The organism is Brucella ciceri (assembly GCF_041930145.1).
Lineage (GTDB): Bacteria > Pseudomonadota > Alphaproteobacteria > Rhizobiales > Rhizobiaceae > Brucella > Brucella intermedia.
In genome coordinates this window covers 524,531-547,923 of record NZ_JBHEEV010000001.1, presented here as the reverse complement: position 1 = coordinate 547,923, position 23,393 = coordinate 524,531, and the positions used below count along the sequence as shown (strand labels likewise).

The window sequence follows — 23,393 nt, the reverse complement described above, 5'->3', positions numbered from 1 at the left end:
CCGCGCAAACCCGGGCAGCACGAGCGCATTGCATCCAGTCGGCGTAACGCCCGCGTTGCATAATGCGCCGTGGCTTTGTTGTTTATACGCATGCCGGTGCCGGAACCCGGGTTTCGCCTTGCCGGAAATGCCTGAGACTTTGCATTTGGCAAGGAGGTTGCCGCCGATGAATTTCGCCCCGCCCGTATCAGATATGCTGCAACTCGCCAACTGCATTCGCGCTCTCTCGATCGATGCCGTCGATGCCGCCAATTCCGGCCATCCGGGAATGCCACTCGGCATGGCCGACGCCGCAGCCGTTCTGTTCTCGAAGCACCTGAAATTCGACGCGTCGGCCCCCAACTGGGCCGACCGCGACCGCTTCGTGCTTTCCAACGGCCATGGCTCGATGCTGCTTTACAGCGCGCTCTATCTGGCGGGCTACAAGGACGTGTCGCTCGATGAGCTGAAGAACTTCCGCCAGTGGGGTTCTAAGACCGCCGGTCACCCCGAATATGGCCATACCGAAGGCGTCGAACTGACCACCGGGCCGCTCGGTCAGGGCCTTGCAAGCTCCGTCGGCATGGCAATCGCCGAACGCGCGCTCGCCGACCAGTTCGGCAAGGATATAGTCGATCACCGCACCTATGTTTTCTGCGGCGACGGCTGCCTCATGGAAGGCGTGGGCCAGGAGGCGATCTCTCTCGCCGGGCATCTTCGCCTCGGCAAGCTGATCGTGCTTTATGACGACAACGGCATCACCATCGACGGCAGCACGGAAATCGCCTTCACCGACGATATTCCGGCCAAGTTCAAGGCGTGCGGCTGGAATGTCGAAAAGGTCGACGGTCACGATCACGACGCCATCGATGCGGCGTTGACGCGCGCCAAGGCTCAGGCCGACCGCCCGACGCTGATCGCGCTCAAGACCGTCATCGGCTATGGTTCGCCGAACCGCGCCGGTACGAGCGGCGTTCACGGCGCTCCGCTTGGTGCCGCCGAAAATGCGGCCACCAAGGCAGCGCTCGGCTGGACGGCGGAAGCCTTTGAAATTCCTGCTCCCCTGCTCAATGCCTGGCGCGAAGCCGGTGCCCGTGGCGCGTCGGAACGCGATGCATGGCAGAAGCGCGTCGATGCGCTGCCCGCAGCCGAACGTGCCGAATTCGACCGCCGGATCGCCGGTGTCCTGCCGGAAGGCTTCGCTGCGGTTGTCGCGGACGCAAAGCAGCGCCTTCTCGACAAGCCGCAGAATGTCGCGACCCGCAAGGCAAGCCAGATTGCGCTTGAAAGCCTGACGGCGGCGCTCCCGGAAATGATCGGCGGCTCGGCTGACCTTACCCATTCGAACCTCACCCGCGTTCCGGCTGTCGACAGCGACTTCACGCCGGAAAAGAGCGGCCGCTATGTGAGCTACGGCGTGCGCGAGTTCGCAATGGGTGCGGCCATGAACGGCATTGCGGTCCATGGCGGCTTCATTCCTTACGGCGGCACCTTCATGGTGTTCTCCGATTATGCCCGCAACGCCATCCGGCTCTCGGCTCTGATGGGCGTGCGCGTCATCCATGTGCTGACGCATGACTCCATCGGTCTTGGCGAAGACGGCCCGACCCACCAGCCGGTCGAACATCTGGCCAGCCTGCGCGCCATGCCGAACCTGCATGTCTTCCGCCCGGCGGATACGATTGAAACGCTGGAATGCTGGGCTGTTGCGGTTTCCGATCCGAACACGCCTTCGGTTCTGGCCCTGTCGCGCCAGAACGTGCCGCAGTTGCGCACCGACAATGGCGAGAATCTTTCCGCACGCGGCGCCTATGTGCTGCGTGAGGCGAAGGGCGAACGCCAGATCACATTGCTTGCCACGGGCACCGAAGTCTCGCTCGCCGTGAAGGCTGCCGAAAAGCTTGCTGAAGAAGGCATCGCAACCGCGGTCGTCTCCATGCCGAGCTGGGACCTGTTCGAAAAGCAGAGCAAGGAATACCGCAAGGGTGTTCTGGGCGATGCGCCGCGCATCGCTGTCGAAGCTGCGGGCAAGTTCGGCTGGACACGTTATGTCGACAGCGAAGACGATGTGATCGGCATGGACGGCTTCGGCGCTTCGGCCCCTGCCGAGGTGCTTTATGAGAAATTCGGCATTACGGCCGAGGCGATTGTCGCCCGCGCCAAGTTCTTGCTGGAGCAGGGCGAATGACGATGGCTGGCAATTTTTCTCCGCTGGTTCTGGTGGGCGACAGCGAGCGCGTGGAAGCCGAAGCGGTCGGCGCCTATCTGGACAACTGGGCTGGCAAGGATGGTCTGCGTCTTGCGACCGCCGATGCGATCAAGGCCATTCTGGCGGGCGCGACACGGCTTGCCGGTCGCATTGCTCGCGGTTCGCTTCCCGGCGATCCGGGCAAGCTCGTCGGCGTCAACAGCGATCAGGACCAGCAGAAGTGCATCGATGTCGGTTCGCACGACCTGTTCGTCGAGCTGCTGATTGCTGCGGGCGCGGCCTCAATTCTTTCCGAAGAAGCGGACCTGCCGGTGGCTGGCAAGGCCGATGGGCTGATCGCCGTCGCCATCGACCCGCTCGACGGTTCCGGCAATGTGGGCCTCGGCGCACCGCTTGGCACGATCTTCTCGATCTTTCCCGCCGATGTGGAAGAACCGTTCCTGCAGCCCGGCAACCGCCAGCTCGCCGCCGGTTATGTGTCCTACGGCAATTCGGTCGATCTCGGCTTTTCGGTCGGCGAAGGCGTGATCTTCGCGACCTTCGATCCGGTGAGCGGGATTTTCCATATCACGCGCCGCAATGTGACGTTGCCCGAGCGCACCTCCGATCTGGCGTTCAACGCATCCGTTTATCGCCACCTTTCGGCTGGCATGAAAGCCTATGTGGATGATGCCTATAACGGCAAGGACGGTCCGCGCGGGCGTAACTTCAACATGCGCTGGCTTGGTGCTGCGGTGGGCGACATGCACCGCATCCTGCAGCGCGGCGGGCTGTTCTTCTACGTGAACGACAGCCGCCCCGGCTACGAGAAGGGCCGCCTGCGGCTCGTCTACGAAGCCAATCCGATTGCTTTCCTCGCCCGTGAGGCGGGAGGCAAGGCGACCGACGGTTCGAGATCCATTCTCGATATCGTCCCGCAAACCTATCACGAGCGCAGTGCGCTGGTGTTCGGCGTTGCCGAAGAGGTGGACATCCTCGGCGAGTACTTCGCGAAATAACCTGACCTGACATCGCCTGGAGCATTGCAAATGCTCCATCCAATTGTTTTGCAACGCGCATCCTGTTCCGAAAACCGTTTCACACTTTTCGGGATGCGCTCTAGGAGGCTAGAAATGGCGCGCATTACGCTGCGGCAATTGCTCGATCACGCCGCTGAAAAGGGTTACGGCGTCCCGGCATTCAACATCAACAACATGGAACAGGCTCTGGCCATCATGGAAGCGGCGGATGCCGTCGATGCGCCGGTGATCCTGCAGGCTTCGCGCGGCGCGCGTGCCTATGCCAACGACATCATGCTTCGCCACATGATGGACGCGGTGACGGAAATCTATCCGCATATCCCGGTCTGCGTCCACCTCGACCATGGCAATGAAGCCGCAACCTGCATGACCGCCATTCAGGCAGGCTTCACCTCCGTCATGATGGACGGTTCGCTGAAAGCCGACGGCAAGACCCCGGCCGACTGGGACTATAACGTTTCGGTCACGCGTCAGGTCAGCGAGATGTCGCATCTGGGCGGCATCTCGGTGGAAGGTGAACTCGGCGTTCTCGGTTCGCTCGAAACCGGCATGGGCGATGCCGAAGACGGCCACGGCGCGGAAGGCGTGCTGTCGCACGACCAGCTTCTGACCGATCCGGACGAAGCCGTGAAGTTCGTGCGCGAAACCAAGGTCGATGCACTGGCGATCGCCATGGGCACCTCGCATGGCGCCTACAAGTTCAGCCGCAAGCCGGACGGTTCCGTGCTCGCCATGCATGTGATCGAGGAAATCCACCGCAAGCTGCCGAACACGCACCTCGTCATGCACGGCTCGTCTTCCGTGCCGGAAGAATTGCAGGAAATCATCAACAAATATGGCGGCCAGATGAAGCCGACCTGGGGTGTTCCGGTCGAGGAAATCCAGCGCGGCATCAAGCATGGCGTGCGCAAGATCAACATCGATACGGACAACCGCATGGCGCTGACCGGCCAGATCCGCCGCGTCCTGCAGGAAGACCCGAGCGAGTTCGATCCGCGCAAGTACCTGAAGCCGGCAATGGCTGCCATGACCAAGCTCTGCAAGGAGCGTTTCGAGCAGTTCGGCACTGCCGGTCATGCCGCCTCAATCCGTCCGATCCCGCTTTCCGACATGGCAAAGCGTTATCGCGATGGTTCGCTGGACCCGAAGTTCAGCTAAGTTCTGCTGTTTAACCAAGTCTTGCTGAGACTTGGTTAAGCCCGTGCGGCGATTGAGCATCTTCAGGGCGTGATGCGTTAGCATCTTAGCGCCTTGCTATAAGCTAAATGAAAAGCGGAGGGGAAATCCTCCGCTTTTTGTTTGCACGGTCGAGGGTCTTGATAATAATTGATAAGAAATCTATCTTGTCACTATCGCAGAGCGATGGAGGCAGGACAGATGATCAGTGCAGAACTTGGCAAGCAGCTTGAAAGCTACGTACAGGACCTTGTCGATACGGGACGATACGGCTCGAAAAGTGAGGTTCTGCGTGAGGGCGTGCGCCTCGTTCAGGAGCGGGAAACCCGTCTTGCTGCGCTCGACGCCTCCATCATGCGCGGGGTCGCCGACGCTGATGCAAGCCGGACAGCCGGCGCGGAGGACGTTTTCGGGGCCTTGCGTAAACGCTATCAGGCAATGTTGCCGGACACGACCGAATGAAGGTCCATTTCACGGACGAAGCGACGAATGACCTCCTGCGGATAGGCGATTATATCGCGAGGGACAATCCGCTCAGAGCTTTATCCTTTATCGATGAAATGGAACGGGAATGCCTGGCGATTGCCGCCTCTCCAAAGGCTTTTCCCAAGGTGCCCCGATATGAAAAGCAGGGCATACGCCGAAAGGTTCACGGCAATTATCTGATCTTTTATCGCCTTGATGGTGAGCAGGTGATTGTCGTCCACATCCTTCACGGTGCAATGGACTTTGCTGCCGTCATTCCGGAAAGCTGAACCGGTTTCGCCACCGGCCCGAAAAGCGGAAGCGTTTCGGGCCGGGACGTCAAATAAGGGCGATCAGCCCTTGTTGTATTTCGCGTCGACTTCGTTGATCGCGTTGACGTTGCCAGCCGAACGGCCGTTTTCGTCGAAGGTCTGTGCGAGGAAGGCGTCGGCAATCGTCTTGGCCACTTCCGAGCCGATGACGCGGGCGCCCATGGTGATGATCTGGGCGTTGTTGGAAAGCGCTGCGCGTTCTGCCGAATAGGTGTCGTGCGTGAGCGCGGCGCGAATGCCCGGAACCTTGTTGGCTGCGATGCACACGCCGATGCCGGTGCCGCAAACGAGGATGGCGCGGTCATAGGTGCCGTCGAGAACTGCGGAAGCCACGCGGTCGGAAAGGTTGGCGTAGAATGCATCCGCGCCAGCATCCGTGCGCGAGATTTCCGAAACCTCGAAACGGTCCTTCAGATAGTCGGCGAGAACCTTGGCCAGACCTTCGCCGGCGCTGTCGCCTGCTACTGCTACTTTCATGGGATTGCTCCTTTAATTGGATTGAATCTTTCTGGCGCACTTGTCCAAAATGTCGAGATAGCCTTCCACGTTCCACGCCGAGCGGCCGATGAACAGGCCGTCGATATGCGGGCAGGCGATGAGTTCTTCGCAATTGCCGGGATTGACCGAGCCGCCATAGAGGCAAGGCACGCGGCGTCCGAGCACACTTTCGGCAACCGCGATGATTTCGGCCTGCCGCGCGTCGGCATAATCGGCGGAAGCGGGAATGCCGTTCTCGCCGATGGCCCATACGGGCTCATAGGCGAACAGGATTTCAGCCTGTTTCTGGTCGTCGGAAAGCCGGGAAAGAGCGCCGCGCACTTCTTCTTCCAGCACTTCAGCCGCGCGTCCGCTTTCGCGGTCTTCCAGCGTTTCGCCGATGCAGATGAGGGGGATCAGGCCGTGGCGCACGGCGGCTTCGACCTTGAGGCCAACCGTTTCGTTGGTCTCGCCGAAATGCTCGCGGCGCTCCGAATGGCCAAGCTCAACGATGTCGAGATTGCAATCTTTCAGCATCAGCGGTGAAATTTCGCCGGTCCATGCGCCCTGATCGGCCCAGTGCATGTTCTGCGCGCCGACCTTGACGGAGGTCCCCGACAGGATTTCCTTCACTTCGCGAACGGCGGTGAACGGTGGAATGACAAAGCGCTGGATATCGGCGGAACGACCGCCATCGGCAGCCTTCAGCGCTTCGGCAAAGGCGCGGGCCTCGGCCAGCGTCTTGTTCATTTTCCAACTCGTTCCAACCCAGAATCTGCTCATGCGTAACTGTTCCTAGTCTGCTGCTATTGTCAGTCTGATCCCGGCCTGCTCGAGTTCGTCCAGTATGGCGGCGCCGGGTGATGAATCGGTGATGATCGCGTCAAAATCGGAGAGATTTGCCATGACGTGGAGGGCAGGGCGCCCGAACCGCTGGTGATTGACCAGAAGGCAGGTGCGGGCCGCGGACGCCGTCATGGCGCGCTTGGTGCGCACCACGTTTTCATCCATGTGATAGACAAGCTGCCCGTTGACGGCGGGCGACGAAACGAAAGCGATGTCGGCACTCAAATGCGACAGCGCTTCTTCCGTCAGTATGCCGAAAAAGGCGTTGAACTTGGCTGAATAGGTTCCGCCGAGCGCGATCAGATTGATCCCGTTCTCGCCCTTCAGCTCATCGACGATGACGGCATTGTTGGTGATGACGGTCAATGGGCGCTTTTCCAGCAACATGCCGCCGAGGACAGCTGCCATGGAGCCGTCATTGACCATCACGGTCATGCCGGGTTCCACCAGTTCCAGCGCGGCGCGGGCCATCTTCTGCTTGGCTTCGCCGTCCTGCCGCTCGCGGAAACGAAAATCGCTCTCGAACTGGGTGCCGGTATCGATGGTCGCGCCGCCGCGCACCTTGCGCAGCACGCCGGAATGTTCCAGCGAATCCAGATCGCGGTGGATCGTCATCTTGGAAACAGCAAACCGGTCCGCCAGATCGTCGAGGTCGACGGCCTGATTTTCGATGAGAAGGTTTATGATCGCCTGTCGTCTGTCGTCGCGCTTCACGCTGTTTCCGATCTCATTGGCGGAACATTTATCGCATGAAGTTAGATCACAAAATCACAAAAAAATCCACGAGAAAAATGTGATTTTGTTATTTTCCATCTGGCTGTCGGATAAGAGCCCTTGCGGTGCGCTCATCGGTGATGAGGCCGTAAAGCCGGCCGCTTTTCAGCACGGCGCGAATGGCGTCAGCCTTGGAAATTCCGCCGGCCAGCCCGATGATTCGGCTCATATCAGCGTTTTCCACCGAGGCGGCGATGGTGCGGGCGGTGAGCGCGGTTTCGAGGCGCTGGCCGTTTGCATCGAAGAAATGGCCGAGCATTTCGCCGACGCCGCCGAGGTTCGCAATCTCCTCAACTTCGCTCAATTCTATCATGCCGGATGTGACGAGCTGCGCCTGCGCATCCACCGTGCCGATGCCCACGATCTTCAGTTCGGCGCGGCAACCCATGTCGAAAACCGTGGTGACGCCGCGCTGGGCGAGCAGCACTTCACGGTCTTCCGCCGTGTTGGCGAAAAAGGGAACCGGCATCACATAAGCGGGCATCCCCGTCTTTTCCGCGATGCGGTGCATCACATCATGCGGGTTGGCGGCGAAATTGCGCGTCAGGCCGCCCAGCAGGGATACGAAACGTACATTGCTGGCCGCGACACGCGGCATATAGCTGACGGCGGCAGAAAGCGTGCGCCCATGGCCGATGCCGATGACTTCGTGATCGCCGTGCTCGATCTCGCGGCGCAGAAAATCCGCCCCGGCATGGCCGAGGACCATCAGCGGCAGGCCTTCCTCGCCAATGTCGGGCGCAACCTCGCAATAATCGAGGCCGTACATGTCGGCGAGGCGGTTTTCGAGGTCGATGCATTCGGTAATGTCACCGTCGATACTTACCTTCACCGCACCATCGGCGACGGCCTTGGCAATCAGGCGATGCGCCTTCACCGAAGGCAGGCCGAGGCGCTTGGCGACGGCTGACTGGGTCATGCCGCCCACAAAGTGAAGCCAGGCGGCGCGCAGCGCCAGTGAATCGTCAGCATCTGCCATTGAAAACGGTCCGGTTCCTGAAATTACCTATATTTTCAAGTCCTTGGCGCCGGTGTCAATGTGGGGAGCCCAGAAAGCCACACTTTCCGCAATCTGCGGGATGACTTCGCGGTCGTTCGGCTCGCGCTCCTTGAAGGAAAGCTCCAGGCAGATTTCATTATCAACCGCGCCGCCTTCGGCAAAGGCTTTGAGGAGTGGTTCCGGCTGGATGCGGCCCTTGGCGTTGAACGCGGCGGTGAACGGGCGATGCCCGCCCTTGTCCATCAGGCTCTGCTTGATGTGAATGATCGGCGAGACCTTCGGCACGGCCCGCGCCCAGGCGTAAGGGTCATAATCGTCCGGGTTGGACGAGGTGACGTCGCCATGGTCGATGTCGGCCATCATCCACATGGGGATCGCCATGTCGGCGGCGGTGAGGCGATCCTGAAGCTTCATGCATTCGGCAATCGTCTCGCCGAACTCGCGCCCGATGCTCATCGGCTCCCAGAACACATAGTCGAGACCGGCGCCAGCCGCATGTTCGGCCACTTCGGCCCAGCAGTCGATGGCGATCTTGATCAGGTCTTCGCGGCGCGCCGGATCATCGAAATCCTTGTAGGTGAAGATAGCGAACTGCGTACCGACCGACTTGCCGCCAAGGTCGCCGATAATGTCGGCAAAGGTCTTGAACCAGTCGACATAGTAGCGGCGCACTTCCGCATCGGGATGGCCGAAATGGTTGAGGCGGCCATAGGGGCCGGTCATGCCCGAAGTGACACGGACGCCGGTGCGCTGCAAGGCCTTGTCCATGTCGCGCGTCAGGCGACGGATGGTCGAAGCCTGCCAGCTCGGATTGATGAATTCATGGGTCAGCTGGAGGTCGCGCAGGCGCAGGTCGCGGGCAACCGTTTCGATCAGGTCGCCCGGCTCGGCAAAGCGGTTCACAAGCGGATTGGTATTCAGCGAAAGCGTCAGCGCCATGATGTGTCCTCAAGCGACGATTTTAGCGTTGTCGAACCATTCCACGAATGCGGCGCGTTCGGCTTCTGTCAGGTGCAGGTAATGCTTGGTGCGGCGATAGAGAATGTCTTCCGCCGTCTTCGCCCATTCTTTTGCCACCAGATAGCGCACTTCCGCTTCATGGAAGTTGCCGCCGAAATGACGGCCAAGCCCTTCGAGGTTCTGCGCGCCTGCAACCACGTCCTTCGTGCGTGCGCCATAGAGACGCCCGTAATGATGGACGAGCGTGCGCGGCATCCACGGATAGGTGTCGCGCAGGGAATTGGCGAAGGTTTCATAATCGGCATTGGCGATTTCGCCGCCGGGAAGCGGTGCGCCATGCGTCCAGTCGCCGCCCATTTTCGGGAAAATGTGCTTGAGGCGATGCATGCCGCGTTCCGCCAGTTCGCGGAAGGTGGTGATCTTGCCGCCGAAGACGTTGAGCAACGGCGCATCGTTGGTTTCATCGAGGTCGAAGACGTAGTCGCGGGTGACGGCGGAAGGATTGCCCTTGCCGTCGTCAAACAGCGGGCGCACGCCGGAGAAGGAATGCAGCACGTCTTCACGCCTGAGCTTTTCCTTGAAATAGCGGTTCACGGCGGTCAGCAGATATTCGATTTCCTTCTCATCCGCCGCAACATCTTCGGCGCGCCCTTCATAGGCGATGTCGGTGGTGCCGATCAGCGCCTTGTCGCCCTCATAAGGGTTGATGAAGATCACGCGCTTGTCGTGGTTCTGGACGAGATAGGCATTCGCGCCCGACCAGAATTTCGGAACGATGATGTGGCTGCCCTTGACGAGGCGCACATTGCGCGACGAGTTGGAACCGGCGACATTGTGAATGACATCCGTGACCCATGGTCCGGCGCAGTTGACGATGCAGCGCGCGCGGAATGTGCGGGTCTCGCCCGTGTCGCGGTTCTTCGTTTCCACGATCCAGCCGCCTTTCTCGCGACGTGCGGAGACGACAGGCGTGCGGGTGAGGATGGTTGCGCCCTTTTCGGCAGCGCCCACCGCATTGAGGGCCACGAGGCGGGCATCGTCCACCCAGCAGTCGGAATATTCAAAACCCTTGGTGTATTGGTCGAGGATCGGCGTGCCTTCCGGGTCGCGGCGCAGATCGAGCGTGCGCGTGCCGGGCAGCTTCTTGCGGCCACCGAGATGGTCGTAGAGGAACAGGCCGAGCCGCACCAGCCAGGCCGGACGGTCCTGCGGGCTGTGCGGCAGCACAAAACGCATCGGCCAGATGATGTGGGGAGCGGCGTTCAAAAGCACTTCGCGCTCGATCAGCGCTTCCCGTACGAGGCGGAATTCATAATATTCGAGATAGCGCAAGCCCCCATGCACCAGCTTGCCGGAGCGCGACGAGGTTCCCTGCGCCAGATCGTCCTTTTCCGCCAGCACGACCTTGAGGCCGCGCCCGGCAGCGTCGCGGGCCACGCCCGCGCCGTTGATGCCGCCGCCGATTACAAACAGGTCGCAGGTTTCCGGTTCAGCCATTTCAATATTTCCTTATTTGCCGGAAGCGAGCTTGTCCCAGACCGGCGTCAGAGCCAGTCGCGCTTCCCGATAGGCAACGAAAAGTTCTTCATAATGCCGTGCGCGCGCCGCATCCGGGGCTTCGCCCGCGCCCAGCAGCGGTTCCACCCATTCGGCGATGCAGTCGTCCATGGTCGGATAGGCGCCGATGGCCACGGCGGCCATCATGGCAGCACCCGCCGCGCCCGCTTCCTCGCGGGCCGAAACGCGCACAGGCGCGTTGACGGCAGCCGACAGCGTGCCGCGCAGCGCCTTCGAGCGGGCAGCGCCGCCGGTGATGCGCAGTTCGGCAGGCATTTCGCCCATTGCCGCGTAGCAATCGCGCGTCGCCATGCCGAGGCCTTCCACGACCGAACGCACCAGTTCCGGAAAACGGTCGCGGCTGGAAAGCCCGATGAAACCGGCCCGCGCATCGGCATTGACAAAGGGGCCGCGCTCGCCAGCTTCCGAAATATACGGGTGATAGAGGATGGCGCCGGGACGGCTGGCATTGAACCAGTCATCGAGGCGGGGAATGAGATCGCCAAGCGAAACCGGCTTGTCCGGCGTCGACATGAGATCGGCTGCGACCTGCAATATCCAGTCGATATTGATGGTCGCGCCCATGTTGGTCTGCACCTGCGTGACGATGCCGGGGATCGGCAGCGCGATGACGTAGCCGGTGCCTTCCTTGTTCAGATGAATATCGGCCACCGGCTTTGCGCGCATATGCACGCCGGTGGAGCCGATGGTCGAGCATCCGGCGTCAGCCGTACCGCCGCGCACGCCCGCACCAAGCGCAGTCATCGCCATATCCACATAGGCAAGGCTCACCGGCGTCCCCGCCCGCAGACCCGTTGCAGCCGCCGCTTCGGGGGATAGCGGATGCTGGACTTCGGTGCCGTCGATGATCTCCGGCAGCAATCCGCGGCGCTTCGTCAGGCCGAGGGCCTCGATCACCACGTCATCATACTGACGATTGCGGAAATTGCCGAAGGTGAAGCTTGCTTCCGACGGATCGGTGGCGCGAACGCCGGTGAGATTGAGATAGAGCCAGTCCTTGCAGTGAAGGGCTGCTTCCGCATTGTCCAGAAGCTCCGGCGCGGTGGCGTCCATATGCGCCATCTGCGAGCCCTGCTGGCAGGTATTGAGTCCCGTGCCGGTCGCTTCAAAGCGCGCGCGGTTCATGGGCCCGGCGGCAAGCCGCGTGACGGTGGAGGCGGCGCGGGCATCAAGCCACAGCCAGGCGTCGCCAACCGGCTGGTTGCCGTGGCCCACAAGCCAGGTTCCGTCGCCCTGTCCGGTGACGGCAATCGCCGCGGTGCGTTCGGCAAGGCCCGGCAACTTGGCGCCGAGATCGCGCAAGGCGCGCGCGCAATCCTGCCATGTCTGGGAAAGCGACTGGGTAACCGCGCCATGGTCGCCGGTATCGTATTTGTTGCGAACCGCCGCGGATTCGATCTGGCGTCCGCTGAGGTCGAAAGCGACTGCCTTGAGCACGGACGTGCCCGCGTCGATCCCGATGATGATGTCACCTGTCTTACGCATGGCGGATATCTGCCTTCATTGACATTTGGATTCCTCCCGCGACTGAAAATACATCGCTCGCGGCCCCGTTTATAATGAAATCGGGCAATGGCGTAAGCTGGAGATAACATAACGCTATCACCTTGTCTGTAAAATTTTCGAGAGTGCGCATTTTTTTTCACCAAAGAGTGAATGTGGAGAAAATCGCTATGCGGCGGCTTGCGGTTTTGTCCGGGTTCTTCCGCGATATGTTGAGCTGTCTTCTATGTTGGCTTCAATTTAAATATTTGAATATAAATGATAATTTAAGTGACGCGGATTGCTGATCCATCCGGGCTGGCGATGAATGTCAAAGCTGCGAATAACGCGCCCGATAACGGATTATGTAGTGGATTTCGCTGGATCGTGATCGGGATTCAGCGCGAAATTATGCTAATTCACCGGCGTTTGGAAAACATCCGATTGACAGCTTTGGAGCTTTATAACATCATTATTGGAGTTAATAACACGCCGCTATCATAAGTTCCGATGGGCGGCGCATCTGTTCCAGGATGCACGGAGGAGCGGGGCCCTGGAATTCACGTGGAGGATATCATGATCTCGTCTGCCGCATCTTGCACCGCTCTCGCGGAGGCTTTCGCCTACCCGGCAGGCGTGATGGTCGAGGATGATCTCCGGGCGGTCTGAATTCAGCCGCATCTTCTGTTTCTATAACGACAATCCGGCAGAATTGCTGAAGGCGTTTGATAATGAGTGCACAAACCAGTCAAGTTTCACAAAAACCCGCCAAGCTGAGCCGCGCCATCGTCTGGAGCGTGATCGCTGCGGTTGTGGTTGTCGGCGCGATTGCTTTCGACACGAAGGTCGTGAAGATCGGGTCTGATTCCGATGTGCGCCAGCAGGCTTTCTCTCCCGATGCCTATGGCGCAACCGAATTTCCCAAGGTCAAGGCCAGCGTCGAGCAGCGCGCCGTCGATGCCGTGGAAGTCGGAACGGCTCTCGCTGCCGATAAGGCTGCAGCCGGAAAGAAATATGGCGTGGGCGACGTCAATCCGGTCATCCCGGTCAAGTTCACCGGCGTCGTGGAAGAGCGCAAGTCCAACTACAATGTCGTGAAGGTTGAAGGCCTGCCGGAAGGCATGGCGATCCGCATCCAGACCGGCCCCGCCGTCAACGGCACGGACCTGCGCGATGCCACCGGCGAAATCCAGTTCGGCCAGTTCAAGAACCAGATCGAATATCAGAACGCCGGTTCGGCGCTGAACAACGAGATGAAGAAGCAGGTGCTTTCGGGCGTCGATGTAGAAAACCTGACGGGCAAGACCGTTTCGGTTGTCGGCGTGTTCAAGCTGGTCAATCCCAAGAACTGGCTCGTCACGCCTGTGGGGCTCGAAGTGAAATGAGCACCGCTCCCAAAATCGAAGGCAAAAACGGCGATGTCGTTCTTGCCGCGCATAACGTCGCCAAATCCTACGGTCGCATTCATGCCCTGAAAGGCGTGAATTTTGAAATCCGCCGTGGTCAGGTCACGACGCTTTTCGGCGAAAACGGCGCCGGGAAATCCACCTTGATGAAAGTGCTGTCCGGCGTCATCCAGCCGACTTCCGGCACGATCATTCTCGACGGCGAACCGGTGACGTTCAACTCGTCCACCGAAGCGCGCGACCACGGCATCTCGATCATCCATCAGGAGCTGAGCCTCGCGCCCAACATGAATGTGCGCGACAACATCTTCATGGGACGCGAGATCCGCACCGCCACCGGCGTCGATTTTGCCGAGGAAGAACGGCTGACGCGCGAGCTTCTGGCCGAACTGGAAGAAGACATCGACCCGCTGACGCCGGTCGAGGAACTGCGTCTCGGCCAGCAGCAGGTGGTGGAAATCGCCCGCGCGCTTTCGGTCAATTCGCGCATTCTCATCATGGATGAGCCCACTTCGGCGTTGAGCGCCTCGGAAGTGGAAGTCCTGTTCAAGGTCATCCGCGACCTGACGGCGCGTGGCGTCGCCATCGTCTATATTTCGCATCATCTGGAAGAAGCGCTGCAGATCACCAATCATGCGGTTGTGCTGCGCGACGGAACGATGACTGCCTATGCGCCGCGTGAGGAAATCGATCTGGAATGGATCGTGCGCAACATGGTCGGCGAGAACTTCGATCTCGGCTCGCCGCCCACCGGATATGAATGGGGCGATGTGGCGCTTTCTGTCGAAAACCTGACCGTTCCCGATCCGGGCGGCGCAGGCTTTTCGCTGGTCGACCGCATGTCGCTCAATGTGCGCGCCGGTGAAATCGTCTGCATCTACGGCCTCATGGGGGCTGGTCGCACGGAATTGCTGGAAACCGTTGCCGGTCGTCTCAAGGCTAGCGGGGGACGCGTGCTCCTGAAAGGGCAGGACGTTTCCGGCCTCACCATCGCGCAGCGCATCGAGCGGGGCCTTGTGCTGGTGCCGGAAGATCGCCAGCGCGACGGTCTCGTGCAGACGATGACGGTCGGCAAGAACCTGTCGCTCGCCAGCATCGCCGAGATGACCAAGGGCCTTTTCACATCGCGCAAACGCGAGAAACAGATTGTCGATCAGTCGATCCGGAATGTGCACATCAAGACCGATGGCGGCGAAGCGGCAATCGGTTCGCTTTCCGGCGGCAACCAGCAGAAGGTCGTGATCGGCAAGATGCTGGCGACCGAGCCGGAAGTCATCCTGCTCGATGAGCCGAGCCGCGGCATCGACATCGGCGCGAAGGCGGAAGTGTTCAAGCTTCTGGCCGAAAAGGCGAAGCAGGGCCTGGCCGTCGTCTATACGACCTCGGAAGTCGGCGAATGCCTCAGCATCGCTCATCGTATCATCGTCATGCACCGTGGACGCATCTCCGCCGAATTCGGATCGGACGTGTCCAAGGAGAAGATCATGGCCGCCTCGGGCGAAGCCATGGTCGGTCATTAGAGCATTTCCAGCAAAAGTGCGAAGCGGTTTTGCGTAGGATAATGCGTAAAAACAAATAGATAGAGCGGTTCCAGCGCCCCTTTCCTAGAAACGCTCAAGAATAGTTATGGAGCACTGATAGAATGTCAGTCACAAGCACCAACAAGGAAACAGCCGCTCCGAACGGCGCGAAGCGAAAGACCAGCCTCGTGCACCTGCTGCTCGAAGGCCGCGCGTTCTTTTCGCTGATTGCGATCATTGCAGTTTTCTCGTTTCTTTCGCCGAATTATTTCACGGTCAACAATTTCCTCACCATGTCGTCGCATGTGGCGATATTCGGCCTGCTTGCCATCGGCATGCTGCTCGTCATCCTCAATGGCGGCATCGATCTTTCGGTCGGCTCTACTTTGGGGCTGGCGGGCGTGGTTGCCGGTTTCCTGATGCAGGGCGTCACCTTGCAGCATTTCGGCGTCATTCTTTATTTCCCGGTATGGGCGGTCGTCATCATCACCTGTGCGCTTGGCGCGTTCGTCGGCGCGATCAATGGCGTGCTGATTGCCTATCTGCGGGTTCCAGCCTTCGTTGCGACGCTTGGCGTTCTCTATTGCGCGCGCGGCGTGGCGCTGCTGATGACCAATGGCCTGACTTACAACAATCTCGGCGGACGGCCGGAGCTTGGCAATACCGGCTTCGATTGGCTCGGCTTCAACAAGCTGTTCGGCGTGCAGATCGGTGTTCTGGTTCTGGTGGTTCTCGCCATCATCTGCGCCATCGTTCTCAACCGCACCGCATTCGGCCGCTGGCTCTATGCATCGGGCGGCAATGAACGTGCGGCTGAACTGTCCGGCGTGCCGGTCAAGCGCGTCAAGGTGTCGGTCTATGTCATTTCCGGCATCTGCGCTGCGATCGCCGGTCTGATCCTTGCTTCGCAGCTGACGTCGGCAGGCCCGACGGCAGGCACCACCTACGAACTCACGGCAATCGCCGCCGTGGTTATCGGTGGCGCTGCGCTCACTGGGGGGCGCGGTACTATACAGGGCACGCTTCTCGGCGCCTTCGTGATCGGTTTCCTTTCCGACGGCCTCGTGATCATCGGCGTGTCCTCCTACTGGCAGACCGTCTTTACCGGCGCGGTGATCGTGCTCGCGGTTCTGCTCAACAGCATTCAATACTCCCGGCGATAATCGAAAGCGGCTCTGCCCACCGTTCCGGGTGGGGCCGCTGAAATTCGGGCGTATCGAAAGGTTTCCGGAAAGGCGCATGATCTCGAAAACGGCCTGATGGAAATAAGTACCGCCGGGGAACCGGCATAACGCAAACGAAAAATGTTAAGGGAGTGAGACCATGTTCAAGAAGGGAATGCGCGTTCTGTTCGCCGCTGCGGCAGCGTTGCCTCTCATCGCCAGCACGGCCTGGGCCGAAGGACTGATGACGATCATCGTCAACGATCCGTCCAACCCGTACTGGTTCACCGAAGGTGAAATCGCCAAGAAGACCGCCGAAGGTCTCGGCTACAAGGCTGTTGTCGGTGGCCACAAGGGCGACACCAACACCGAGAGCAACCTGATCGACACCGCTATCACCAACAAGTCGGTGGCCATCATTCTCGATCCGGCCAATGCGGACGGTTCGGTCGGTGCGGTCAAGCGCGCAATCGCCGCCAATATCCCGGTTTTCCTCGTCAATGCGGAAATCAACCAGGAAGGCCTGGCCAAGGCGCAGCTCGTTTCCAACAACGCGCAGGGCGCAGCCCTCGGCGCGACCCAGTGGGTCGAAAGCGTTGGCGACAAGGGCAAGTATGTCGAACTGTTCGGTTCGCCGTCGGACAACAACGCCGCAACGCGCTCGAACGGCTATGATACCGTTCTGTCGCAGTATCCCGATCTGGTGAAGGCCGGCAAGGACGTCGCCAACTGGGACCGTACCCAGGGCCACGACAAGATGCAGGCCCTGCTTCAGGCCAACCCGGACATTATCGGCGTCATCTCCGGTAACGACGAAATGGCTCTGGGCGCGATTGCCGCTCTGAAGAAGGCCGGCAAGCTCGATCAGGTCAAGGTCGGCGGTTTCGACGGTTCGCCGGATGCGGTCGCAGCCATCAAGGCCGGTGAATTGCAGTACACCGTTCTGCAGCCGGTTGCCGTGTTCTCGGAAGCTGCCGTCAAGCAGGCCGACAACTTCATCAAGACCGGCAAGACCGGCGTCGATCAGGAAAAGCAGCTCTTCGACTGCATCCTGATCACCAAGGACAATGTCGACAAGTACACCTCGCCGTTCGTTCTCGAACAGTAAGGTTTGAACAAGGCGCATCCCGGCAGCCCAGCCGCTTCCGGGATGCGTATTTCCAGAAGTCCCTCTCCTCAAGAAAGTCCCATGCAATCACTCGCTGGATTTTGGGGCTGAAGACCGCGCAATATGAAGCCTATCAGGCGATTCCGGAGCTTTCGGAACGCGCAAGCAAGGGGACAAGTGACGGGCATGGCAGTGAGCAACAAAGCAAGCATTGACAAGCTTATGGCGGAGCAGGTGCCGAATGACAGTCGGCATGCGCGTCAGCTCGTCCGGCGCCAGCAGATTGCGGAAACTGTAATGGCTGAAGGCTCGATGCGGATCGAGGACCTGACCGAAAGGTTCGGCATCAGCCTGATGACGGCGCATCGCGACGTCGATGAACTGGTGAGCCGCGGCCTGTTTCGCAAGTCGCGCGGCATCGTGTCGGCGGCGCCGACAAGCCTGATCGAGGCAAGCGATCTTTATCGCGTCACCCGCCAGTCGGAAGAAAAGAAACTGATCGCCGAAGCGGCAATGCAGTTCGTCGAACCCGGCCAGGCGATTTTCTTCGACGATTCCACCACCGTCCTGCAAATGGTGCCGCACCTGGCCGAAAAGGGGCCGCTGACCGCTATCACCAATTCGCTCATCCTGATGAACGAACTGCGCGACATGAAGGACGTGACGCTGCTCGGTCTCGGCGGCCAGCTCTATAATTGGTGCAACGCCTTCGTCGGCGGCATGACCATCCACGAAATTCGCCGTCTTCGCGCCGATGTGGCCTTCATATCGATTGCCGCGATCACGGATGATCTTCTGTTCCACCAGTCACCGGAAATGGTGGAGACCAAGCGCGCCATGCTGGATTGCGCCGCCAAACGCATCCTGCTGGCCGATCATACAAAGTTCGAGCGCCGCGCCCTGCACAATTTCGGGGCCCTGACCGATTTCGATGTCGTCATCGTCGATGAGAACACGCCCTTTGCGCATATCGAGCGCATGGAGGCGCAAGGCATCAATGTCGTCGTTGCGCGCGCCCGGACAGGCGGCAGGCCGGACTAGCCTCAGCATATTTATCAGGAATACGATACATGCCTTCTCTGCTCGGAATCGATAGCGGCCTCACCGTCACCAAAGCCGTATTGTTCGACGTTGACGGAACCACCCTTGCCGTTGCGCGCCGCCGCGTTGCGCAATCGTTCCCGCGCCCGCGCCATGTCGAACGCGACATGGATGAATTCTGGAATGCGACCGCCGATGCGATTGCCGAAGCCATCGCCAAAAGCGGACGTCCAGCTTCCGACGTTCTGGCAATCGCCACCACTGCGCATGGCGACGGCATCTATATGCTCGACAAGGATCGCCGGCCGCTCGGCGCGGGTATCCTCTCGCTCGACAGCCGCGCCGTGGATGTGGCGGAGCGCTGGGTGAACAGCCCGGTCGCGGACCGCGCCATCGCCGTTACCGGCCAGTTGCCCCATGCGTCGGCGCCATCGGCCATTCTGGCATGGGTGAAGGAAAACGAGCCGGAACGCTACCGCCGCATCGCCCATGTGATCGCCTGCAAGGACTGGCTGCGCTTCTGTCTCACCGGTGACGTGGGCACGGATCGCACCGAAGCCTCCACCTCCTTTACCGATGTGAACACGCAGGAATACTCGAAGGAAGCGCTCGCTCTGTTCGGGCTCGATGCGCTTTGGGACGCGCTGCCGCCCATGTCGCGCTCCGATGAGATTGTCGGCAAGGTCTCGGCTGAATGCGCGAAGCGCACCGGTCTCGTTGCCGGTACGCCGGTTGTCGGCGGGCTTCATGACGTGACGGCCTCCGCGCTCGGCGTGGGCGGGCTTGGCATCGGAACCGTTGCAGTGGTTGCCGGAACCTATTCCATCAACGAAACGCTGTCGTCCGAACCGCGTGTCGACAAGAGCTGGTTCTGCCGCAACGGCATTGCGCCGGGCGAATGGAACAACATGTCGATCTCGCCCGCATCGACGGCCAATTATGACTGGTTCCTCGACAAGCTCTGCCCGGCGGAACGCCGCGAGGCGGAGGAAACAGGGCGATCAATCCACGACATGCTGCGCCCGGAAATCGATTCGGCACTGGCGAAGCCTTCGACGGCGATGTTCCACCCTTATCTTTTCGGCTCGCCCTATGGGGCGATGGCGAGCGGCGCGTTTTTCGGTCTGCGTGGCTGGCAGGATCGGGGCGACATGCTGCGCGCTGTGTGGGAAGGCATTGCTTTCAACCACCGCATCCATGTCGATCATCTGAAGGACGGATTTGCGATTTCCGCCGCGCGGCTTACGGGTGGCGTGTCGCGCAGTCCGGCTTTCGCGCAGATGTTCGCCAATGTGCTCGGCATGCCCGTTACGGTGACGGATACGGATGAAGCGGCAGCATGGGGTGCGGCGCTGTGCGCTGGCAAGGGCGCCGGTGTCTTTGCCGATGTCTACAACGACCCGCGCGATCTCGATGCCATCGGCCGCACCTATCAGCCGGATGCGGAGCGGAGCGCGCTCTATGAGACGCGCTATCAGCTGTTCAAGGAAATCGCGTCGGCACTCGGGCCGATCTGGCCGAAGATCGAAGCCCTCACGGATTGAAATGAAGGGCGTCCTTCGCCCAGAGAGACAGTGACATGAATGATTTCGTAAGTCTGGCCCAGATGAAGAACCGCATCGGACAGCTTGAGGCCGAAGGCGTGGATGTGCTCATTCTCGGTGCGGGCGTCAACGGGGCAGGGCTCTTTCGCGATCTAAGCGAGCAGGGTGTGAACTGCCTGATCGTCGACAAGGCGGATTTCGGTTCCGGCACCAGCGCCGCCCCGTCGCGGCTGATCCATGGCGGATTGAAATATCTGGAAACCGGAGAGTTCGGTCTTGTGGCGCAGTCCACGCTGGAGCGCAATCTGCTGCTGAAGAACGCGCCGCACAATGTGGAGCCTCTGCCGACCTTCATTCCCGTCTTTTCATGGACCAAGGGCATCACGGCGGCGCTGCGCACCCTGTTCGGTTCCACGACCGCGCCGCGCAGCCGTGGCGCCGTGCTGATCAAGATCGGTCTGGCGCTCTACGACTATTTCGGCGCGCGCGAACGCGTCATGCCGCGTCACCGTTTTCTGCTGAAGGAAACGGCGACGAAGGAAATGCCCTATATCACGCCCGCAATCGTGGCAGGCGGCATCTATCACGACGCAAAGGTCAGCCAGCCGGAACGTCTGGTCTATGAACTCGTGAGCGACGGCCTGCGCGCCAGTCCGAAAAGCGCTGCCGCCAATTTCATGACGCTCATTTCCGCTGAAAACGGCGTGGTGGGCTTCGAGGGGCCGGACGGTGCGAAATTCGCCGTCAGGCCAAAGCTGGTCATCAATGCGGCCGGGCCATGGATCGACCGGGTCAATGCCGCGCTCGGGAAACCGACCAAGATGATCGGCGGCACCAAGGGCTCGCATATTCTTGTCGACCACCCCGAACTGGTGAAGAGCCTTAACGGGCGGATGATCTATTTCGAGGCGGATGACGGGCGCATCTGCCTTGTCTACGACTATCATGGTCTGGCGCTGGTGGGTTCCACCGACATTCCATCCGATGATCCCGACAATGTACGTTGCGACGATCACGAGACCGATTATTTCATCGACAGCCTGCGTTCGCTGCTGCCGAAGCTCAAATTCGACCGCAGCCAGATCGTCTATACCTATAGCGGCATCCGCCCGCTTCCGGCGTCCAACGCTTCCGAACCGGGCCTGATCAGCCGCGATCATTCCGCGCCAGTGATCGAGCCGGACAGCGAACGTCCGTTCCCGATCATTGCGCTGGTCGGTGGCAAATGGACAACGTTCCGGGGCTTTGCCGAGGAAGTGGCCGACAAGGTTCTGACCCGGTTCGGCAAGACCCGGCAGGTGTCCACGCGCAATCTCGCCATTGGTGGCGGCAGGGACTATCCTGCCGATGATCGCGCCCGCAAGGCCTGGGTGACGAAATATGCCACCGAAACTCGGTTGCCCGCCGCACGGGTCGAGACCCTGTTGAAGCGCTATGGCACGACGGCCCTGCCCATCCTCCGCGAGGAAGCCGGGGCCTCGGTAACGATGTTGCCGGAAACCGAAACGATCAGCGCGACGGAGATCGCATGGATCGCGCGCAACGAACTCGTCGTGCACCTGGCGGATGTCGTACTGCGGCGCACGACCCTTGCCATCGACGGGGCGCTGACGACCAGCAATCTCGCTGCGATCGCCAGCATTGTTGCGCGGGAACTCGGCTGGGACGATGCGCGCAAGGCGCGGGAAATCGAGGCGGTCAACGTCGAGCTTGAAAAACGGCATAACGTGATTTTGCAGGCGCACCCCGCCAAAAGGCGCTGATCTCGTCGCGGACTTGATTTATGGTGCGTCTCTCTTATTCGAAAGGAAACGCGCCATGGATATCAAGCGAAACGGAACCGATCCTTCCGGCAAAGGCCCAGCCGACTGGTTTACGGGCAATGTCCGTATCGATCCGCTGTTCTCTCCAAACAATGCCAGGCGCGCGGCGGCGGCGACCGTGACTTTCGAGCCCGGCGCTCGCACGGCATGGCATACGCATCCGCTTGGCCAGACCCTGATCGTCACTGCCGGGCTTGGCCTCGTGCAGCGTGAAGGCGGGCCGATCGAGGAAATCCGGCCCGGCGACGTCGTCTGGTTCGAGCCCGGCGAGAAACACTGGCACGGCGCATCGGCCAACATCGCCATGACCCATATCGCCATTCAGGAACAGCTCGACGGCAAGGTCGTGGACTGGATGGAGCATGTCAGCGACGCGCAATATGGTGCGGGCAGGTAAATTTCGTCCCGGTTTTGGGCAGCTTTTCCAAACCTGCCCGGACGGTTGAGGGCCAAAGGCTGCGCAAAACGCAAAGATGATTGCGTATATTGCGAAGAGGTATTTCCTGTTTCCCCTATCATGTTGTTCTCAATAAAAACAAAGGGGAGAAGATAATGAAACGCATACTTCTTTTGCTTGCAGCCAGCGTCGCCAGCCTTGCCAGCGTGCAGGCGCAGGCTGCCGAAAGCGAAGCCTGCAAGTCACCCAAATTCTCCGATGTCGGCTGGACCGACATTACCGCAACGACGGCGCTTGCCTCCCTGCTGCTGGAAAAAGCCGGGTATCAGCCGCAAACGACTATTCTTTCCGTGCCTGTCACCTTCCAGTCGCTGGAAAACGGTCAGATCGATATTTTCCTCGGCAACTGGATGCCGCTTCAGGAGGAAGCGCGCAAACCCTATATCGAGGGCAAAAAGGTCGAGCAGGCCGGTGTGAACCTTCAGGGCGCGAAGATCGGTCTTGCCGCCACGGGCAAGGATCTCGGCATCAAGAACTACGCCGACATAGCCAAATTCAAGGATCAGCTTGGCGGCAAGATCTATGGCATTGAGGCTGGCAGCAGCGCCAATGCCACGATCCAGTCGATGATCGAGAAGGACAAGTTCGGCCTGAAGGATTTCCAGCTGGCGGAATCGAGCGAGCAGGCCATGCTTTCGCAGGTTCAAAATGCGGTGCGCAAGGATGAACCTGTCGTTTTCTTCGCCTGGACGCCGCATCCGATGAACATTCGCTACAAGCTGACCTATCTGCAAAATGGCGAAAACCTGTTTGGGCCGGACGATGGTGCGGCCACCGTCGAGACCCTGACCCGCAAGGGGTATGCAACCGACTGCCCCAATGTCTCGCGCTTCCTGTCGAACCTGAAATTCAGCACGGAGATGGAAAGCACGATGATGAACATGATCCTGAACGACGGCATGGAAGCCAAGGATGCCGTCACGAAATGGATCAAGGACAACCCGGCGCAGCTCGATGCATGGCTCGACGGTGTGACCACTACCGACGGCAAGCCGGCGCTTGCTGCGGTAAAGTCGGGTCTCGGTCTGTAAGTC

21 protein-coding genes and 1 pseudogene are annotated in these 23,393 nt (G+C 60.2%); 14 read left to right on the top strand and 8 right to left on the bottom strand.

Annotation, left to right across the window (positions count from 1 at the left end; genetic code table 11):
• Positions 1–166: 166 nt before the first annotated feature.
• The 5 genes from tkt to JNC63_RS02465 all read left to right on the top strand — a co-directional run bounded on the left by tkt (position 167) and on the right by JNC63_RS02465 (position 5,138).
• Entirely contained in the window at positions 167–2,167 is a 2,001-nt protein-coding gene (tkt, locus tag JNC63_RS02485) for a transketolase (RefSeq protein WP_025092109.1), read from the top strand.
• Positions 2,164–3,186, top strand: coding sequence for a class 1 fructose-bisphosphatase (locus JNC63_RS02480; protein ID WP_006468369.1), 1,023 nt, complete (start codon positions 2,164–2,166; stop codon positions 3,184–3,186). The genes tkt and JNC63_RS02480 overlap by 4 nt, the downstream gene beginning before the upstream one ends.
• A 114-nt stretch (positions 3,187–3,300) precedes the next feature.
• A complete protein-coding gene (fba, locus tag JNC63_RS02475; RefSeq protein WP_006472452.1) occupies positions 3,301–4,365 on the top strand; it encodes a class II fructose-bisphosphate aldolase in 1,065 nt (354 codons plus the stop codon).
• A 219-nt stretch (positions 4,366–4,584) separates the two neighbouring features.
• Positions 4,585–4,845, top strand: a complete 261-nt coding sequence (locus JNC63_RS02470; protein ID WP_006472453.1) for a type II toxin-antitoxin system ParD family antitoxin — start codon at positions 4,585–4,587, stop codon at positions 4,843–4,845.
• Positions 4,842–5,138 (top strand): type II toxin-antitoxin system RelE/ParE family toxin, encoded by a 297-nt coding sequence (locus tag JNC63_RS02465; RefSeq protein ID WP_006468373.1) that lies wholly within the window; start codon positions 4,842–4,844, stop codon positions 5,136–5,138. Before JNC63_RS02470 ends, JNC63_RS02465 begins: the two co-directional genes overlap by 4 nt.
• 63 nt (positions 5,139–5,201) lie before the next feature.
• On the opposite strand, the gene derI is transcribed toward JNC63_RS02465, so the two are convergent.
• The 8 genes and pseudogenes from derI to JNC63_RS02425 all read right to left on the bottom strand — a co-directional run.
• Entirely contained in the window at positions 5,202–5,657 is a 456-nt protein-coding gene (gene derI / locus JNC63_RS02460; protein ID WP_006468374.1) for a D-erythrulose-4-phosphate isomerase, read from the bottom strand.
• A 12-nt stretch (positions 5,658–5,669) separates the two neighbouring features.
• Entirely contained in the window at positions 5,670–6,440 is a 771-nt protein-coding gene (locus tag JNC63_RS02455; RefSeq protein ID WP_006468375.1) for a triose-phosphate isomerase, read from the bottom strand.
• 12 nt (positions 6,441–6,452) lie between these two features.
• Positions 6,453–7,217 (bottom strand): DeoR/GlpR family DNA-binding transcription regulator, encoded by a 765-nt coding sequence (locus JNC63_RS02450; RefSeq protein ID WP_006468376.1) that lies wholly within the window; start codon positions 7,215–7,217, stop codon positions 6,453–6,455.
• 88 nt (positions 7,218–7,305) lie between these two features.
• The gene (locus JNC63_RS02445; RefSeq protein WP_006468377.1) at positions 7,306–8,256 is read right to left on the bottom strand and encodes a sugar-binding transcriptional regulator; all 951 of its coding nucleotides are present in this window, start codon (positions 8,254–8,256) and stop codon (positions 7,306–7,308) included.
• A gap of 27 nt (positions 8,257–8,283) precedes the next feature.
• Positions 8,284–9,216, bottom strand: coding sequence for a sugar phosphate isomerase/epimerase family protein (locus tag JNC63_RS02440; protein ID WP_006468378.1), 933 nt, complete (start codon positions 9,214–9,216; stop codon positions 8,284–8,286).
• Between the two features lie 9 nt (positions 9,217–9,225).
• Positions 9,226–10,734 (bottom strand): glycerol-3-phosphate dehydrogenase, encoded by a 1,509-nt coding sequence (locus JNC63_RS02435; protein WP_006468379.1) that lies wholly within the window; start codon positions 10,732–10,734, stop codon positions 9,226–9,228.
• Between the two features lie 12 nt (positions 10,735–10,746).
• Entirely contained in the window at positions 10,747–12,300 is a 1,554-nt protein-coding gene (locus JNC63_RS02430) for an FGGY-family carbohydrate kinase (RefSeq protein WP_006468380.1), read from the bottom strand.
• Between the two features lie 631 nt (positions 12,301–12,931).
• A pseudogene (locus JNC63_RS02425) lies at positions 12,932–13,049 on the bottom strand (ATP-binding protein); the annotation flags it as partial.
• Here JNC63_RS02425 and JNC63_RS02420 point away from each other — a divergent pair.
• From JNC63_RS02420 to choX, 9 genes are all read left to right on the top strand, one after another.
• Positions 13,029–13,682 (top strand): DUF2291 family protein, encoded by a 654-nt coding sequence (locus JNC63_RS02420; protein ID WP_006472454.1) that lies wholly within the window; start codon positions 13,029–13,031, stop codon positions 13,680–13,682. The pseudogene JNC63_RS02425 and the gene JNC63_RS02420 sit on opposite strands and share 21 nt — an antisense overlap.
• Positions 13,679–15,223, top strand: coding sequence for a sugar ABC transporter ATP-binding protein (locus JNC63_RS02415; protein WP_006468385.1), 1,545 nt, complete (start codon positions 13,679–13,681; stop codon positions 15,221–15,223). The genes JNC63_RS02420 and JNC63_RS02415 overlap by 4 nt, the downstream gene beginning before the upstream one ends.
• A 122-nt stretch (positions 15,224–15,345) precedes the next feature.
• On the top strand, positions 15,346–16,386 hold the full coding sequence (locus tag JNC63_RS02410; RefSeq protein ID WP_006468387.1) for an ABC transporter permease: 1,041 nt from the start codon (positions 15,346–15,348) through the stop codon (positions 16,384–16,386).
• 160 nt (positions 16,387–16,546) lie between these two features.
• Positions 16,547–17,494 (top strand): D-ribose ABC transporter substrate-binding protein, encoded by a 948-nt coding sequence (locus JNC63_RS02405; protein ID WP_006468388.1) that lies wholly within the window; start codon positions 16,547–16,549, stop codon positions 17,492–17,494.
• A gap of 186 nt (positions 17,495–17,680) precedes the next feature.
• Complete coding sequence (locus JNC63_RS02400; RefSeq protein WP_006468390.1) at positions 17,681–18,535, top strand: DeoR/GlpR family DNA-binding transcription regulator; 855 nt, start codon at positions 17,681–17,683, stop codon at positions 18,533–18,535.
• 29 nt (positions 18,536–18,564) lie between these two features.
• A complete protein-coding gene (locus tag JNC63_RS02395; RefSeq protein ID WP_006468391.1) occupies positions 18,565–20,079 on the top strand; it encodes an FGGY-family carbohydrate kinase in 1,515 nt (504 codons plus the stop codon).
• A gap of 35 nt (positions 20,080–20,114) precedes the next feature.
• The gene (locus tag JNC63_RS02390) at positions 20,115–21,842 is read left to right on the top strand and encodes a glycerol-3-phosphate dehydrogenase/oxidase (RefSeq protein WP_006468392.1); all 1,728 of its coding nucleotides are present in this window, start codon (positions 20,115–20,117) and stop codon (positions 21,840–21,842) included.
• A 55-nt stretch (positions 21,843–21,897) separates the two neighbouring features.
• Entirely contained in the window at positions 21,898–22,299 is a 402-nt protein-coding gene (locus JNC63_RS02385) for a (R)-mandelonitrile lyase (RefSeq protein WP_006472455.1), read from the top strand.
• Between the two features lie 155 nt (positions 22,300–22,454).
• Positions 22,455–23,390 (top strand): choline ABC transporter substrate-binding protein, encoded by a 936-nt coding sequence (choX, locus tag JNC63_RS02380; protein WP_006472456.1) that lies wholly within the window; start codon positions 22,455–22,457, stop codon positions 23,388–23,390.
• Positions 23,391–23,393 lie beyond the last annotated feature (3 nt).